We start from the raw sequence: 16,388 nt of genomic DNA, 5'->3' as shown, positions 1-16,388 counted from the left end.
AATGCGCGCAGAGAATACATTTTCAAAATATTAATGCAAATGATAGTAATTGCTTGTTGTGCTGTGGGGCGCTCCTTTTCAGAGGCTGGCCAGGGGTTTGCTCAAGACCATGTAGTGCTCGCCCACCTTCTGCGCATAGTTCTCCACCACGTGCTGGCACAACGTCACGATCTCCTCGACCCACTCCGCGCCGACCCGCCATGACACCACCACTTGCAGGTTGGGCGGGCGTTGGTCGATGGCCAGCAAGGTCAATTCCCCCCGCTCCAGTTCCTCGGCCACCAGCACCGGTGGCAATGCGCCGATGCCGAAGCCGTCGCGCAACAAACGGGTGATGGCCGACACCGAATTCACGCAGTTCAGTCGCGGTGTCATGACGCCATTGGCCTGCATCAGCGCCAGCACTTCCTGATGTGGATGGGAGTTTTTCGAATAAGTGATAATCCGCTCACGCGCCAGTTCGGCGACGTTCGTGTAATTTCGGTTGTAGATCGAGTTGCTGGCGACAATCCAGCCCATGGGGTGGCTGGCCAGTTCCAGGCTGCGCACGCTTTCCTGGCGCAGCAGGTCGGTCTGCAGGATCACATCGAGAAAGCCTTTTTGCAGCTGATCGCAGAGGTTGAGCGAGGTATCGGCCACCAGCTCGATTTCCACCAGCGGGTAGTGATCGGTCATCTGCGCCACCAACGGGCTGAGCCAGGTATGGATCACTGTGTCCATCACGCCGATGCGCACCCGCCCGGCCTTGCTCGAGCGGGTCTCGATCGACTGTTTGAGCGCCTGCATGGTGTCCATCATCTGCTCGGCGTAATCAAGCACCTTGAGGCCTTCGGGCGTCAGGCTCACACCGCGCGAGTCACGCAGAAACAGCTTTACCCCGAGTTCACCTTCAAGCACTGCGATGCGGCTGGAAATCGAGGCCTGAGTGGTGAAGAGCTTGTCGGCGGTCAGGCGGAAACTCTTGAGTCGGGCGACCCAGACAAAGGTCTCGAGAAACTTCAGGTTCATGGGATAAAGATTTCTTATGTCTAAGGCGGGTTTTTATTAGTTGGACGCAGCAGGGGCGCGCGTCCAAAAATCGACGCATCCGGTTCCCACGATAGGCGTCGTCGGGGCTCAGAACAATACCAATAAAATCAGCGCGGAGATTTGCCATGAGTGCGCCCGACACCACTGCCATTTCGAAAGCCTCGGCCCGCCCGGGACCTTTCGACTGGTATCGCAACATCAATCAGCAGGAACGCCGCACCTTCTGGAGCTGCAAGATCGGCTATGGCCTGGACGGCATGGACACCCAGATGCTCAGCTTCGTGGTGCCGACCCTGATCGCCATGTGGGGCATCACCACCGGTCAAGCCGGGCTGATTCATACCAGTACACTGATCGCTTCGGCCATCGGTGGTTGGGTGGCAGGGATTCTGTCCGACCGCATCGGTCGTGTGCGCACCTTGCAACTGACGGTGTTGTGGTTTGCCTTCTTCACCTTCCTCTGCGGCTTTGCCCAGAGCTACGAGCAACTGCTGATTGCGCGGACCCTGATGGGCTTCGGTTTCGGCGGCGAGTGGACGGCCGGCGCGGTGCTGATCGGTGAAGTCATTCGAGCCAAGGACCGTGGCAAGGCCGTGGGCATGGTGCAGTCCGGCTGGGCGCTGGGTTGGGGGTTGACGGCGATTCTGTATGCGCTGCTGTTCTCGGTATTGCCACCGGAAGACGCCTGGCGCGCGCTGTTCATCCTCGGCATCGTGCCGGCAATCTTCGTGATATTCGTCCGTCGCCTGGTCAAGGACCCGGAAATCTATCGTGAAGCCAAAGCCAGGCAGGAGCCGAGCAACCCGTCGAAGTTCTACGAGATTTTCGCCCCCGGCATGCTCTTCACCACGATTCGCGCTTCGTTGCTGACCACCGGTGCGCTGGGTGGTTACTACGCGATCACTTCCTGGTTGCCGACTTTCCTGAAGAACGAGCGTGGTTTGAGCGTACTCAATACCAGCGGTTATCTGGCGATGGTGATCGTCGGGTCCTACGTGGGTTATGTCATCAGCGCCTATTTGACCGACATCCTCGGACGTAAAAAGAACTTCATCCTGTTCGCCGTCGGCTCGTTCACCATTGTGTTGCTGTACACGCAACTGCCGGTCAGCAACGGCGTGATGCTGTGGCTGGGCTTTCCGCTGGGCTTCTTTGCCTCCGGGATCTTCAGTGGCATGGGTGCATTCCTGACCGAGTTGTTCCCCACGCGCATTCGCGGTTCGGGCCAGGGTTTTTGCTACAACATCGGACGGGCGCTGGCGGCGTTGTTTCCACTGTTGATTGGCCTGCTCAGCCAGACTGTGCCGCTGAGTGTAGGCATCGGTGCCTTTGCGGCGGTTTCCTACGGCGTGGTGATCCTCGCGGCCTTGAGTTTGCCGGAAACCCGTGGCAAGCAACTCGACGCCCAGTAACTGATAATCTGCGGGGCTGTCTTACAGATATGTCCCGCAGCTGAAAAGAATAAAGCCTACAGGAGTGTTCAGTGTGAGCCGCCTGCTATTGAACTGCGACATCGGCGAGAGTTTCGGCAGCTGGACCATGGGTCTGGACGCGGAAATCATGCCCTTCATCGATTGCGCCAACATCGCCTGCGGTTTTCACGCCGGCGACCCGAGCATCATGCGCAAGACCGTCAGCCTGGCCCTCAGCCACGGTGTGCAAGTTGGCGCGCATCCGGCCTATCAGGACCTGGTGGGGTTCGGCCGTCGATCCATGGCCTATGCCCCCCAGGAACTTCAAGACATTCTGCATTACCAGATCGGCGCCCTCGACGGCATCTGCCGGGCCCAGGGCGGTCGTGTCAGTTACGTCAAACCCCATGGCGCGATGTACAACGACATGATGGCCAACCCGGCACAACTGCGCGCGGTGCTGCAAGCGGTAGCGTCCTATGATCGCAACCTGCCGTTGATGTTGATGGCCACCCGCGACAACAGCGCCGCCCAACAACTGGGCGATGAATACGGCGTGACCCTGTGGTTCGAGGCTTTTGCCGACCGCGCTTATGACAGCGCCGGCAGACTGGTGTCGCGACAACTGCCGGGAGCGGTGCATCACGATCCGGAAAAAATCATCGAGCAGGCGCTGACCATTGCCCGTGGCGATCCGCTCACTGCCAGCGATGGCAGCGCCCTGCATTTGCAGGCCAATACCCTGTGCGTGCACGGCGACAACGCCAGTTCGGTCGCTGCCGTGCAACGCATCCGTGAAGCCTTGAACCGGCAGAGCGCGTCATGAAGCTGCGGGTGGAAGTGGTGGCGCTGGACTGCCTGATGGTGCGCCTGTTCGATGAAATTGCCGAAACCAACATGCCGTGGATGCTGGCGGCCAGTGAAAGTCTGCGCACGGCATTTGCCGGGCATCTGATCGATCTGGTGCCGTCCTACACCACCTTGATGGTGCATTACGACTTGACCGCGCTGAGTCCTGCCCAGGCCCGGGAATTGATTGCCCAGGCGTTGATCGATCTGTCGCCCAATGCGCGTACGCGCGGTACCTGCCATGTGTTGCCGGTGTGGTACGACTTGAGCGTCGGTCCGGAATTGAGCCTGTTGTCGCAACGCAGCGGGTTGGCGGTGGAGGAGGTGATCCGTCGTCACTGCGAGCGTGAATATCAGGTGTTTGCCCTGGGCTTTGCGCCGGGCTTCGCCTTCATGGGGCTGGTGGAAGAGGTGCTTGCCGCGCCGCGTCTGAACACGCCCCGCAAGAAAGTCGCCGCCGGCAGTGTCGGCATCGCCGAACGGCAGACGGCAGCCTACCCGGTGGTGTCGCCGGGGGGCTGGAACCTGATCGGCCGCACACCGGCCAAATTGTTCGATCGCAACCGTGACGGCTACAGCCTGATGCAACCCGGTGACACCGTACGGTTCGAAGCAGTTGGCCATGCCGAATTCATTAATCTGGGCGGTGACGATACGCCACTGGAGGCCCAGGCATGAGCCGTCTGACCATTGAAGCGAGTACGGCGCTGTGCCTGTTGCAGGATGCCGGTCGATTCGGCGTGCGGCATCTGGGCGTGACCCAGGGCGGAGCCGCCGATTGGCGTTCGATGTCCTGGGCCAACTGGCTATTGGGCAACGGGCTGGATGCGCCGGTAATCGAAATCACCCTTGGCGGATTCACCCTCGCGGCCGAGGAAGATTGCGTGCTGGCCTTGGCCGGAGCGGATCTTGGCGCGCAGGTGGACGGCGAAGCGCTGGCGCCATGGCGCAGTTTCAGGTTGCACAAAGGTCAGCGTTTGCAATTCACCCGGCCGCTACTCGGCGCCCGGGCCTATCTGGCGGCGCCGGGTGGGTTTGATGCACCGAAAGTGCTGGGCAGCAGCGCGACGGTGGTCCGTGAGGAACTGGGTGGCCTGGACGGAATGGGCCATGCGCTGGGTAAAGGCGCGTCCTTGAGCTACTCGGGGAACTCGCTGGTATTGCTGCGGGAGTTGCCAAGCCAATGCGTGCCGGACTTCACCGGCGAGCCATTGCTGGATCTGGTGCTGGGTGCGCAGATTGGCGAGTTCAGCGGGCAGAGTCTGTTCGATGCGTTCAACAGCGTGTGGAGTCTTGACAGCCGAGCCGACCGGATGGGCATTCGCCTGTTGGGCACGGCGCTGCAGTACCAGGGCAAACCGATGATTTCCGAAGGTATTCCGTTGGGGGCGGTGCAAGTGCCGCCTGACGGGCAGCCGATTGTGTTGCTCAATGATCGGCAGACCATCGGTGGTTATCCGCGATTGGGGGCATTGACACCGTTGGCGCTGGCGCGGCTTGCGCAGTGCCTGCCAGGGGCGCGGGTGCGGTTGCGGCCGGTGGTGCAGGATGTCGCTCATCGTGAACAGGTCGAGTACTTGCAGCGCTTTTTGAAAGGCTAAAAGCTTCGCGAGCAAGCCCGCTCCCACATTTGATCTGTGTCGTGCACAAAACCAATGTGGGAGCGGGCTTGCTCGCGAAGAGGCCTCCACAGGCGACGAATTTCTACTTGGACAGAAACCGCATCCCTTCCTCCAGCCCGCGAAGGGTCAGCGGATACATCTGGTCCTCAATCAAGTCCCGCACGATGTTGGTCGAAGAGGTATAGCCCCACGTGTCCTTCGGATACGGGTTGATCCAGATGAGTTTCTTGTACTTCTCCTTGAACCGCTGCATCCACACGTAACCGGCTTCTTCGTTCCAGTGCTCGACGCTGCCGCCCGCCTGGGTGATTTCATAGGGCGCCATGGCGGCGTCACCGATGAAGATCACTTTGTAGTCGGCGCCGTACTTGTGCAGCAGGTCCATGGTCGAAGTACGCTCGGAGGTGCGGCGCATGTTGTTCTTCCACACCGATTCATAAATGAAGTTGTGGAAGTAGAAGTACTCCAGATGCTTGAACTCGGTCTTGCAGGCCGAGAACAGCTCCTCGCAAATCTTCACATGGGCGTCCATCGAGCCGCCGATGTCGAACAGTAGCAACAGCTTGACGGTGTTACGCCGCTCCGGCCGCATCTGGATGTTCAGCAGGCCGGCATCCTTGGCGGTATGGTCGATGGTGCCGTCGATGTCCAGCTCTTCGGCCGCGCCCTGTCGGGCAAACTTGCGCAAGCGCCGCAGGGCGACCTTGATGTTGCGGGTGCCCAGCTCGACCGAATCGTCGAGGTTCTTGTATTCGCGCTGGTCCCAGACCTTGACCGCCTTGCCCTGGCGCTTGCCGGCATCGCCGACCCGAATGCCTTCCGGGTTGAAACCGCCGGAACCGAACGGGCTGGTGCCACCGGTGCCGATCCACTTGTTGCCACCGGCGTGGCGTTCCTTTTGTTCTTCCAGACGTTTCTTGAACTCTTCGATCAGCTTGTCCAGGCCACCCAGGGACTGGATCGCCGCCCGCTCTTCGTCGGTCAGCGAACGCTCGAATTCCTTGCGCAGCCAGTCTTCGGGAATCAAGGCCTGCAAGTGGTCGTCGAGTTTTTCAAGGCCATTGAAGTAGGCACCGAACGCCCGGTCGAATTTGTCGAAATGCTTTTCGTCCTTCACCAGGATCGCCCGGGACAGGTAATAGAACTCGTCCATGTCGGCGAAGGTCACGCGTTGTTTCAGCGCGTTGATCAGGTCCAGCAGCTCACGCACCGAGACCGGCACCTTGGCTGCACGCATTTCATTGAACAGGTTGAGCAACATGGCGTTGACCCTTATCGGCTGCCGCGACGGCTCATGAACGCCAGACGCTCCAGCAGTTGCACGTCCTGTTCGTTCTTGACCAGCGCACCGGCCAGCGGCGGGATGGCCTTGGTCGGATCACGCTCGCGCAGCACCGCTTCGCCGATGTTGTCGGCCATCAACAGCTTCAGCCAGTCCACCAGCTCGGAGGTCGAAGGCTTCTTCTTCAGGCCCGGCACCTTGCGTACGTCGAAGAACACGTCCAGCGCTTCGCTGACCAGGTCTTTCTTGATGTCCGGGTAGTGCACGTCGACGATCCGCTGCATCGTTACGCGATCCGGGAAAGCGATGTAGTGGAAGAAGCAGCGGCGCAGGAACGCATCCGGCAGCTCTTTTTCGTTGTTGGAGGTAATGATGATGATCGGACGTTTTTTGGCCTTGATGGTCTCGTCGATCTCGTAAACGTAGAACTCCATCTTGTCGAGTTCTTGCAGCAAGTCGTTCGGGAATTCGATGTCGGCCTTGTCGATTTCGTCGATCAGCAGGATGACTCGTTCTTCGGATTCGAAGGCTTCCCAGAGCTTGCCCTTTTTCAGGTAGTTGCGAACGTCGTGGACCTTTTCCGTGCCGAGCTGCGAATCGCGCAGGCGGCTGACCGCGTCGTACTCGTACAGGCCCTGGTGGGCCTTGGTGGTGGATTTGATGTGCCAGGTGATCAGCTTGGCGCCAAAGGATTCGGCCAGTTGCTCGGCGAGCATGGTCTTGCCGGTGCCCGGTTCGCCCTTGACCAGCAACGGCCGCTCCAGGGTGATGGCGGCGTTGACCGCCAGCTTCAGGTCATCGGTGGCGACGTAGGCCTGGGTGCCTTCGAACTTCATCTGCTAATCCTCGAACGGTAACGCCGACCTGTACGAGGCAGGGCGGGGGAGCAATAAAAGAGTCAGCCCCGACTATAACGCGGTGTCCGGTCGACTGTGAACGCAGACGGCTTATTCAGTCTCTGAATGGGGCGTCACTTGGTGACTCAGCCTGCATCCGGCTTTGGCCGTTCATACCGCGCATTGAATGCCTGGATGAAACCATTGCGCAAAATCTGTAAAAAAGCCTGGAATGCGCTGACATCTTGCTGATGCACATTACCCTTGAGCTCGACCCGTGTCGCAAACTGGTTTTTGCCCTGGTTTTTCAAGACGGTCTCGGTACCACCGACGAGGGCTTCCCAAATCGAGCGGAATAGCCCTTTGTCCTCGCTTTGCACATCCTGCTGCCAGTTGAACACGTCAACATCGCGCAGCAATGGCTTGATATAGCCGGTCAGTCGCCCCTTGCTGGCTGAGGCTTCGATCACCACGTCGCCATGGCCGGCGTTGAAGTCGAACTTGCCGTAGGCCGCGGCGAAGTCGTTCAAGCGCTTGAGCTCGATATCCGTGGTGCGCAAGCGAAACTCGAAGTCTTCGAAGTCGCTCAAGGGATCGAATGTGGCTGTGGTTTCCAGTGGTGCGTGCCCCAGCAGCAGGGCTTTGCCTTCGAAGCGCGCATCACGCTTGCCTTTGGTGTCGACCACGTTGGTCAGGTTGTAGATGTTGGCATCCACTTTTGTGGCATTCATGTTCACGGGTGGCTTGGAGTTGAAGTTGCGAAAACTGATCTTGCCGTCGTTGATCCGCACTTCGTTCAGGGTAATGGGCAGCAGCTTGCCTAATTGTGCTCGCCAGTCGGTACCCTCGCCGGTCTGGGAATTTTGCTTGTTGGCGCCATCGACGAAGTTGACCTCGGGTTTGTCGAACTGCGCCTCGGCCACCACTGCGTGGTCATGCCAGAGCGAGTGCCAGCTGACGGAGAGGTCAATCAATGGCGCATTGACGAAAGGCACGGGGACCTTGCCATTGACCTTGACGATTTTCAGTCCATTGATTTTGTAGGCGCCGCGCCACAGGGCCAGGTCCACGTCGGTAATCTGGCCGCGGTAGTCACCCATGTTCGCCAATCTCTCGTTGAGGTAATCGCGCACGATGTAGGGCAGGGCAATGTGCAAGGCAACCAGCAGCAGACCGAGGCCGGCGAGGGTCCACAGGGGCCAGCTGTATCGACGTTTCATGGCGGCAAATCTCTGGCTGTCTAAAGCCATTGACTGCACTGATAAGCGGACGTTCGACCCGACTGGACGCCTGCGGGCAAGAGGCTTACCTTGATGCCCTATTTCAATGCTGTCGTTAAGGACCCAGCCATGAGCCGCATTTTCGCTGACAACGCCCACTCCATCGGTAATACGCCGCTGGTGCAGATCAATCGTATTGCGCCGCGTGGTGTGACCATCCTGGTCAAGATCGAAGGGCGCAACCCCGGTTACTCGGTCAAGTGCCGGATCGGTGCGAACATGATCTGGGATGCCGAGGGCAGCGGCAAACTCAAGCCGGGGATGACCATCGTAGAACCCACCTCCGGCAATACCGGCATCGGCCTGGCCTTCGTGGCCGCCGCCCGTGGCTACAAGCTGATGCTGACCATGCCGGCGTCCATGAGTATCGAACGCCGCAAGGTACTCAAGGCACTGGGCGCCGAACTGGTGTTGACCGAGCCGGCCAAAGGCATGAAAGGCGCCATCGAGAAGGCCGGTGAAATCGTTGCCGGCGACCCGTCGAAGTACTTCATGCCGGCGCAATTCGACAACCCGGCCAACCCGGCCATCCACGAAAAAACCACCGGCCCGGAGATCTGGAACGATACCGACGGCGCGGTCGACGTGCTGGTGGCAGGTGTCGGAACCGGTGGAACCATCACCGGGGTTTCACGGTATATCAAGAACACCCAGGGCAAACCGATACTTTCGGTGGCGGTGGAGCCAGTGGTGTCGCCGGTGATCACCCAGGCCCTGGCGGGTGAAGAAATCAAGCCGAGCCCGCACAAGATCCAGGGCATCGGTGCCGGTTTTGTGCCGAAGAACCTCGATTTGTCGATCGTCGATCGGGTGGAACTGGTCAGTGACGAAGAGTCCAAGGCCATGGCCTTGCGCTTGATGCAGGAAGAGGGAATCTTGTGCGGGATTTCCAGCGGCGCCGCCATGGCGGTGGCCGTAAGACTGGCGGAGACCCCGGAAATGCAGGGCAAGACCATTGTCGTGATCTTGCCGGATTCCGGTGAGCGTTACCTGTCGAGCATGCTGTTCAGTGATCTGTTTACCGAACAGGAGAATCGCCAGTAAGTGCCAGATATTGGCGGATCGTGACTGGCGCTGACGGTTGAGGCGTTATCGCTGGTTGCGATCCATTGATCTGTTCCGGTTGATGATGGATTGCATCAGCCAGCGTTCAGGCACCTTATGTTAATAAGTGCTTTGTTGCACATTCATTAACATTGAATGTTGAAAAGTGCAGGTTTTCACCGGGGCGGTAGTGTTTATCATGCTGGTAGCCACGTCGGGCAATGGACGTGGTGCGGTGCCGTTTATCTTCAAAGGAGTTGTCGATGATCCCGTCGTTTGCCGCGAAAGCCTCGTTGTTGTTGCTGTTTCTCGGTAGCACCCTCTATGTGCATTTGCGCGGCAAGACGCGCCTGCCGGTTTTGCGCCAGTTCGTTAACCATTCGGCACTGTTCGCCCCCTATAACGCCCTGATGTACCTGTTTTCCGGTGTACCTTCGAAACCGTATCTGGATCGCAGCAAGTTCCCGGAACTTGATGTACTCAAGGACAACTGGGAGGTGATTCGCGACGAAGCGATGCACTTGTTCGACGAGGGGTATATCCGCGCGGCGGCAAAGAACAACGACGCCGGCTTTGGCTCGTTCTTCAAGAAGGGCTGGAAGCGTTTCTATCTCAAGTGGTACGACAAACCGCTGACTTCCTCCGAAGCCTTGTGCCCGAAAACCGTGCAACTGGTCAACAGCATCCCCAGCGTCAAAGGCGCCATGTTCGCGCTACTGCCGGGCGGCAGCCACCTCAATCCGCATCGCGATCCGTTTGCCGGTTCCCTGCGTTATCACTTGGGCCTGTCCACTCCCAATTCCGATGGTTGCCGCATCTTTGTCGATGGTCAGGTTTACGCCTGGCGCGATGGTGAAGACGTGATGTTCGACGAGACCTACGTGCACTGGGTCAAGAATGAAACGCAAAAGACCCGTGTCATACTGTTCTGCGATATCGAACGTCCGCTGAGCAATCGCTTCATGACCCGCATCAATCGCAGTATCAGCGCCTGGCTAGGTCGTGCGACGGCACCGCAGAACCTTGATGACGAGCGAGTGGGAGGCATCAACCGGGTCTATGCCTGGAGCAAGAACTCCAGCGATAAACTCAGTGGTGTGGTCAAGCAATGGAAGCGGCGCAATCCCAAGGCCTACCGTGTACTGCGTCCGGTACTGGCGGTGCTGGTGCTGATGTTGTTGGGGTATTGGTTGTTTGGCTAACGCTGGATACAGAATAAAAGAACCGCTCGTTGTGAGCGGTTTTTACAGGTTTTCGCGCAATCCCTGAATACCCCTCCAACCGCACAATGCAGACTCTGTACCGACTGTCGTAGCTGGCCTTTTGGTCGAGTCGTTGCAATCCATGTCGAACGCTGGTTATAGTCGGCGCACGGTGAGTTTCGGACTCACTTTTTTATCCCTCGAACAAAGATCAGCCCAATGCCTGCATCCCTCATCAACGCGGTAGTCGATTCAGCGGTCAACGCTGGCGTCGTGCCGTGCGGGAATCAGCAGCCGGGGCAGATCAGTCATTACCCCCCTCCTGTCAGTCGCACACCAGTGTGCGCGGTGGTCTCACCGCCAGGCGTTGGCATTTCGGGCTGAACAGCTGCTCTCTGCTGTTCCCAAGCACGTCTGAAAAAGCGCCCGCCTGAAAAAAACGACTGAATTTCAGCTTCGGCTGAGTTGGCTTTTTGCCTGACTACAGGTGGTATTCATGTTTGTCCTTTCGAAAAACTCCGCGCTCGCGGCGGCGTCCACGAGCCTGTTCGTTCTGCTGTGGAGCAGCGGGGCGATCTTCTCCAAATGGGGGCTGGCCCACGCGTCGCCCTTTGCCTTCCTGATGTTCCGTTTCGTCATCGCCCTGGGCGGCCTGGTGTTGCTGGTGCCGTTGCTCAAGCTGAGGTTGCCCAAGGGCGGCAAACCGATGCTGTATGCGATGGTCACCGGCGTGGTGTTGTTGGGGGCGTATCAGATTTTCTATCTGCTGGCCCTGGACCTTAAAGTCACGCCCGGGGTGATGGCGACCATCATGGGCGTGCAGCCGATTCTCACCGTAGTGATCATGGAGCGGCACCGATCAATAAGCCGGATGTTCGGTCTGGCGCTAGGCTTGGCCGGGTTGATCATGGTGGTTTACCAGGGCATCGGTTTGGCCGGCATGTCTTTGGCGGGCATGCTCTTCGGTCTGCTGGCGCTGGCGAGCATGACGTTCGGTTCGATCATGCAGAAACGCATCACCGACAATCCCCTCGGCACACTGCCGGTGCAGTATCTGGCCGGACTGCTGTTGTGCGGGATTTTCGTACCCTTCCAGCCGTTTCACTTCGAGCACAGCAGCGGTTTCATCCTGCCGGTGTTGTGGATGGGGCTGGTGGTGTCGGTGCTGGCAACGTTGTTGCTGTACCGCTTGATTGCTCAAGGCAATCTGGTGAATGTCACCAGCCTGTTTTACCTGGTGCCAGCGGTAACGGCGGTGATGGATTATCTGATCTTCGGCAATCGCCTGGCGATGTTGAGCTTGTTCGGCATGCTGCTGATCATTGTCGGTCTGGTGTTCGTCTTCCGTAAAACCGTGTAATTGCGGGTAAACCCGAGAAGGCCTGGAGCAATGCTCCGGGCCTTTATCATTTGGCCAGTGCATGCTCGGCCCGCACCGAATTCATGAACGCCTGCATCGCTGAAGACTGAATGCGATGGCGCCGGGTGATCAGCCCGAAAGGCGGCAGTCGCGCCTCGAACTTGATCGGCAGCACCGCGAGCAAATCCCGACCCGGATAATCCTCGACCACCGACAGCGGTGTGACGCCGAGCATGTCGGTCTGCTGGATCAACGACAGCAAGGTCATGATCGACGTGGTTTCGACGATGCTGCTCGGGATGTCGACCCGCGCGTTGTGGAATACCTGGTTGATGATCGCGCGCATCGGGCTGGGCTGTTGTTGCAGCACCCAGGTCATGTTCTGCAATTCGGCCCAACTCAGTTGCGTGGCCTTCGCCAATGGATTCTGTGCGCCGCAAATCACGCACAGAGCTTCCTCGCCAAGGCTGTCGAACAGCAGCTCTTCGGCCCGGGCACCGGCCGGAATCCGCCCCAGCACGATATCCAGTTGATCCTGTAAAAGTGCCTGCACCAGTACGTCGCTGGTGTCGACCTGAATGCTCATCGACAAGCGCGGGTGACTTTGTTTCAAGGTGGCGATGGTGCGGGTCAGTAGCCCCGAGGCCAGCGCCGGAATGGCCCCGACCGCGACCCGGCCAAGGTTGCCGGATTCGAGAGCGACCAGTTCTTCACGCATGCCGCTGAGTTCGGCGAATACCATACGCGCGTAGTAGATGACCGTTTCCCCGAACGGGGTAGAGCGCATGCCCCGGGGCAGACGCTCGAACAGCTCGACGCCCAACAGGTCCTCGGCTTCATGGAGCATTTTGGTCGCAGCCGGTTGGGTCATGCCAATGTGGTCGGCGGCGCGGCGCAACGAGCCGAATTCCTGCAACGCCAGCATCAACCGCAGTTGGCGCAGGCGCAGTCGACTGTGGATCACATTGGCATCAGGAATTCGGGTCATTGGCCGTGCTCGAAAGAAGGACTGTGGCAAGCCTGACAACAAATGCCAGGCGTTGCCAGCATTGCTGTGTCACAGCACCGATTTTGCCTTGGCAACGTGGGATTTGCGCAGGCCCATCAGGCTTTGCAGCGCTTTGGAAATCAACGGCCAGAACAGCATCAGCAGCGCTGCCGTGGTCAGGCTGCCGACCAACGGGTTGGACCAGAAGATCCCCAGGTGCCCGTCGGAGAACAGCATCGACTGGCGGAACGCATCTTCTGCCTTGTCCCCCAGCACCGCCGCCAGCACCAGCGGCGCAATCGGGTAGCCGAGTTTCTTGAACAGATAACCCAGCGCACCGAAGCCGAGCATCAGCACCACGTCGAAGAACGAGTTGTGCACCGAGTAGGCACCGATGGCGCAGACCATGATGATGATCGGCGCGATGATCGAGAACGGAATGCGCAGGATCGAAGCGAACAACGGCACAGTGGCCAGCACGACGATCAGGCTCACTACGTTGCCCAGGTACATGCTGGCGATCAGGCCCCAGACAAAATCGTGTTGCTCGACGAACAGCGTCGGCCCCGGATGCAGGCCCCAGATCATCAAGCCACCGAGCATCACCGCGGCCGTAGCGGAACCGGGAATGCCCAGTGTCAGCATCGGCAGCAGGGCACTGGTGCCGGCGGCGTGGTCGGCGGTTTCCGGGGCGATCACCCCTTCGATTTCGCCCTTGCCGAAGTTTTCGCGGTTCTTCGAGAAACGCCGGGCCAGGCTGTAGCTCATGAATGACGCGGCGGTCGGTCCGCCCGGGGTGATGCCCATCCAGCAACCGACCAGGGTGCTGCGCACAATCGTCCACCAGTAGCGCGGCAATTTCGCCCAGGTGCGCAAAATCACCATCGGCGTGATCCGCGCATGCTCACCACGGAATACCAGGCCTTCCTCGACGGTGCAGAGGATTTCACCGATGCCGAACAGACCGATCACCGCGACTTCGAAGCTGATGCCGGTCATCAGGATCGGCTGGTCGAATGTCAGGCGCAGGTTGCCGGACACGGTGTCCATGCCGACCGCCGCCATGGCGAAACCGATCATCATCGCCACCATGGTTTTCAGCGGCGGGTTCTTGCTCATGCCGATGAAGGTGCAGAACGCCAACAGGTACACCGCGAAGAACTCCGGCGAACTGAAGGACATGGCGAATTCGGCAATCCGGGTCGACACAAAAGTCAGCAGCAACACACCGCACAGCGCGCCGATCAAGGCCGAGCTGAACGCGGCGGTCAGCGCTTCGGCGGCGCGGCCTTCGCGAGCCATCGGATATCCGTCGAAGGTGGTCGCCACCGATGAGGGCTCTCCGGGGATGTTGAACAGTATCGAGGTGATCGAGCCGCCGAACAGCGCGCCCCAATACATGCACGACAACAGGATGATCGCCGACACCGGTGACATGGTGAAGGTCAGCGGCAGCAACAGCGCCACGCCATTGGGGGCACCGAGACCGGGCAACACGCCGACCAGGATGCCCAGCAGCACGCCGATCACCATCAGGCCGATATGGCCCGGCGTAAGGATCAGGTTCATGCCTTGCAGCAGGGAATCGAACTCGCTCATTTGAAATTTCTCCCGGCCAGGGCAATCCAGTCGCCCAGTGGGCCGGCATCCAGCGGCACCTTGAACCACAACGCGAAAATCAGGTAACTGGCGAGCACCGCGCCCAGGGACACACTGCCAATCATCCATTTGCTGTACGGTTTGGCGCGCACTTTGTCACGCCACATGAACCAGGCAATGAAACACGCCGAGGACACATAGATGCCGGTGAAGGGCATGGTGCCGACGAACAGCGCAATCGGGATGAACACCGACATCACTTGTTTGAATGCACTGTAACTGACGAACGCAACGCTCAATGCTTGCCAGCGCACCACGGTCAACACGCCGTTGGCGATGCTCGCGGCGCTCAACATCAGGCCGATGTAGAAGGGGAAGTAACCCGGCTCGGGGCCGGTATCCCCCCAGCCGATGCCTTGCTCGACGCTGCCGAACATCACCACAACCCCGATCAGGGTGGTGAACAACGCCAGGCCGAGTTCGACCCAACGGGTGCCGACCCGTGCCGGTGAATCCGAAGAATGGGACATGAAACACCTCCAGCAGATGACGACCGCCCGCAGGCGAGCGGTCGTGACAACTTTAGTTTTTCAACCAACCGGCTTCTTTGAACACCGGGGTGACGCGGGCGGTGTCTTTTTCGATGTAGGCGGTCAGTGGCTCGCCTTCGAGGAAGGTCGGCACCAGAGCGTTCTGCTTGACGTAGGCCTTGAACTCCGGAGTTTCCGTGACTTTGCGCATTAGCTCGACATAGAACGCCCGCTGTTCGGCGGTGACTTCGCCGGGCATGAACACGGTGCGCGGGAAGCGATACTGATCGATGCCCAGACCTTGTTCGTGACAAGTCGGCACGTCCGCCCAGGACTTGTCGCCGGCGACTTTGTCGGTGTAGCTCATGCGCTCCTTGCTGAACACGCAGAGCGGCTGGACCTGATCGCCACGCCATTGACTGATGCTTTCACTGGGGTTGTTGACGTTGGCGGCGATGTGTTTTCCGGCCAATTGGGTCGCGGCCTCGCTGCCGCTCTTGAACGGGATGTACACCAGTTTGCTGTTGTTGGTCTGGTTCAGCAGGAGGGTCAGGGTCTGGTCGACGTCCTTGGACTGGCTGCCTCCCATGCGCAGATTCGACGGGTCAGCCTTGACCGCTTCGTAGAAGCTTTTCGCATCCTTCCACGGCGCGCCCTTATAGCTCCAGAGAATGAAGTCATCCTCGGCCACGGCGGCAATCGGGGTCAGCTCCTGCCACTGGTAACCGAGCTTGGACACCAGAGGCAACAGGTAGATGTTGTTGGTGCCGATCACCAGTTTCTCGGCATCGCCCTTGTTCATTTTCATGTCGAGGAAGGCTTCGGCACCGTTGCCGCCGCCCTTGTTCAGGACGATGGTGTTCACGTCGAGCAGCTTGTGGGTGGTGATGATCGACTGGATCAGGCGACCGAGCTGGTCAGTGCCACCACCGGGGCCACCGGCGACGACGATTTCGACGTTCTTGTCCGGTTGCCAGGCGTTAGCAAAAGCGGGAAGGGCGCTGGCGGTGATCAGGGTGCAGCCGAGAAACAGACGGGAGGTGCGACGGACGAATGCATTTCGCATGATGGAAGAGCCTCGTTTTTATGTTCTTGTAATTGTTATGAGCGACTTGACTGTGCCGTGAAGCCGCAAGCCTGGGCTGAGTGTGTGAAGGTGCGGGCACGGCGTCTAGTCAAAACAATACATACACCGATAGCCTGGGGTTATAGCTCGGCAAACGAACAGGCACTTCTGTAGGAGCGAGCCTGCTCGCGATGTACTCAAGGGCGCTGCGTTAACTCAGGAAACAAGCGTTTTTGTTGAAGTCCATCGCGAGCTGGCTCGCTCCTACAGTGAAGGGCGTGCATGGTTG

The 16,388-nt window shown here is 59.2% G+C and carries 15 protein-coding genes; 7 read left to right on the top strand and 8 right to left on the bottom strand.

Translation table 11 applies throughout. The features are described from left to right. Positions 1 to 78: 78 nt before the first annotated feature. Positions 79 to 1,008 carry a LysR family transcriptional regulator gene (locus tag KGB29_RS10810; protein ID WP_154910881.1) on the bottom strand — a complete coding sequence of 310 codons (930 nt, stop codon included), beginning with the start codon at positions 1,006 to 1,008 and terminating at the stop codon, positions 79 to 81. A gap of 146 nt (positions 1,009 to 1,154) precedes the next feature. Between KGB29_RS10810 and KGB29_RS10805 the strand changes: the two genes are divergently transcribed. From KGB29_RS10805 to KGB29_RS10790, 4 genes are all read left to right on the top strand, one after another. Then, entirely contained in the window at positions 1,155 to 2,441 is a 1,287-nt protein-coding gene (locus KGB29_RS10805; RefSeq protein ID WP_154910882.1) for an MFS transporter, read from the top strand. Positions 2,442 to 2,514: 73 nt separating this feature from the next. Then, positions 2,515 to 3,267 carry a 5-oxoprolinase subunit PxpA gene (locus tag KGB29_RS10800; protein WP_057715992.1) on the top strand — a complete coding sequence of 251 codons (753 nt, stop codon included), beginning with the start codon at positions 2,515 to 2,517 and terminating at the stop codon, positions 3,265 to 3,267. Beyond that, positions 3,264 to 3,968, top strand: a complete 705-nt coding sequence (locus KGB29_RS10795; protein ID WP_154860798.1) for a 5-oxoprolinase subunit B family protein — start codon at positions 3,264 to 3,266, stop codon at positions 3,966 to 3,968. The genes KGB29_RS10800 and KGB29_RS10795 overlap by 4 nt, the downstream gene beginning before the upstream one ends. Further along, the gene (locus tag KGB29_RS10790; protein WP_154946946.1) at positions 3,965 to 4,891 is read left to right on the top strand and encodes a biotin-dependent carboxyltransferase family protein; all 927 of its coding nucleotides are present in this window, start codon (positions 3,965 to 3,967) and stop codon (positions 4,889 to 4,891) included. The genes KGB29_RS10795 and KGB29_RS10790 overlap by 4 nt, the downstream gene beginning before the upstream one ends. Before the next feature lie 103 nt (positions 4,892 to 4,994). Here KGB29_RS10790 and KGB29_RS10785 read toward each other — a convergent pair whose 3' ends face one another. The 3 genes from KGB29_RS10785 to KGB29_RS10775 form a co-directional block, all read right to left on the bottom strand. Beyond that, positions 4,995 to 6,173, bottom strand: a complete 1,179-nt coding sequence (locus tag KGB29_RS10785; RefSeq protein ID WP_008055445.1) for a vWA domain-containing protein — start codon at positions 6,171 to 6,173, stop codon at positions 4,995 to 4,997. 11 nt (positions 6,174 to 6,184) lie between these two features. Continuing rightward, complete coding sequence (locus KGB29_RS10780) at positions 6,185 to 7,030, bottom strand: AAA family ATPase (protein ID WP_057715989.1); 846 nt, start codon at positions 7,028 to 7,030, stop codon at positions 6,185 to 6,187. 146 nt (positions 7,031 to 7,176) lie between these two features. Then, positions 7,177 to 8,250, bottom strand: a complete 1,074-nt coding sequence (locus KGB29_RS10775) for a DUF748 domain-containing protein (protein ID WP_057715988.1) — start codon at positions 8,248 to 8,250, stop codon at positions 7,177 to 7,179. 129 nt (positions 8,251 to 8,379) lie between these two features. Between KGB29_RS10775 and cysK the strand changes: the two genes are divergently transcribed. From cysK to KGB29_RS10760, 3 genes are all read left to right on the top strand, one after another. Next, on the top strand, positions 8,380 to 9,354 hold the full coding sequence (gene cysK, locus KGB29_RS10770) for a cysteine synthase A (RefSeq protein WP_090453716.1): 975 nt from the start codon (positions 8,380 to 8,382) through the stop codon (positions 9,352 to 9,354). Between the two features lie 263 nt (positions 9,355 to 9,617). Further along, on the top strand, positions 9,618 to 10,556 hold the full coding sequence (locus tag KGB29_RS10765) for an aspartyl/asparaginyl beta-hydroxylase domain-containing protein (RefSeq protein WP_223616402.1): 939 nt from the start codon (positions 9,618 to 9,620) through the stop codon (positions 10,554 to 10,556). A gap of 496 nt (positions 10,557 to 11,052) precedes the next feature. Next, positions 11,053 to 11,916, top strand: coding sequence for a DMT family transporter (locus KGB29_RS10760; RefSeq protein WP_154946945.1), 864 nt, complete (start codon positions 11,053 to 11,055; stop codon positions 11,914 to 11,916). A 46-nt stretch (positions 11,917 to 11,962) separates the two neighbouring features. On the opposite strand, the gene KGB29_RS10755 is transcribed toward KGB29_RS10760, so the two are convergent. The 4 genes from KGB29_RS10755 to KGB29_RS10740 all read right to left on the bottom strand — a co-directional run bounded on the left by KGB29_RS10755 (position 11,963) and on the right by KGB29_RS10740 (position 16,099). Beyond that, positions 11,963 to 12,904: a LysR family transcriptional regulator gene (locus KGB29_RS10755; protein ID WP_150814869.1), complete on the bottom strand. Its 942-nt coding sequence runs from the start codon at positions 12,902 to 12,904 to the stop codon at positions 11,963 to 11,965. Between the two features lie 69 nt (positions 12,905 to 12,973). Further along, complete coding sequence (locus tag KGB29_RS10750) at positions 12,974 to 14,503, bottom strand: tripartite tricarboxylate transporter permease (RefSeq protein ID WP_154910889.1); 1,530 nt, start codon at positions 14,501 to 14,503, stop codon at positions 12,974 to 12,976. Continuing rightward, positions 14,500 to 15,033, bottom strand: a complete 534-nt coding sequence (locus KGB29_RS10745) for a tripartite tricarboxylate transporter TctB family protein (RefSeq protein ID WP_150814867.1) — start codon at positions 15,031 to 15,033, stop codon at positions 14,500 to 14,502. Before KGB29_RS10745 ends, KGB29_RS10750 begins: the two co-directional genes overlap by 4 nt. Before the next feature lie 52 nt (positions 15,034 to 15,085). Then, positions 15,086 to 16,099, bottom strand: a complete 1,014-nt coding sequence (locus KGB29_RS10740) for a Bug family tripartite tricarboxylate transporter substrate binding protein (RefSeq protein WP_150814866.1) — start codon at positions 16,097 to 16,099, stop codon at positions 15,086 to 15,088. Positions 16,100 to 16,388 lie beyond the last annotated feature (289 nt).

It is taken from the genome of Pseudomonas sp. BF-B-30 (genome assembly GCF_019956305.1).
Lineage (GTDB): Bacteria > Pseudomonadota > Gammaproteobacteria > Pseudomonadales > Pseudomonadaceae > Aquipseudomonas > Aquipseudomonas jessenii.
This window is presented reverse-complemented; position numbering and strand designations above follow the sequence as displayed.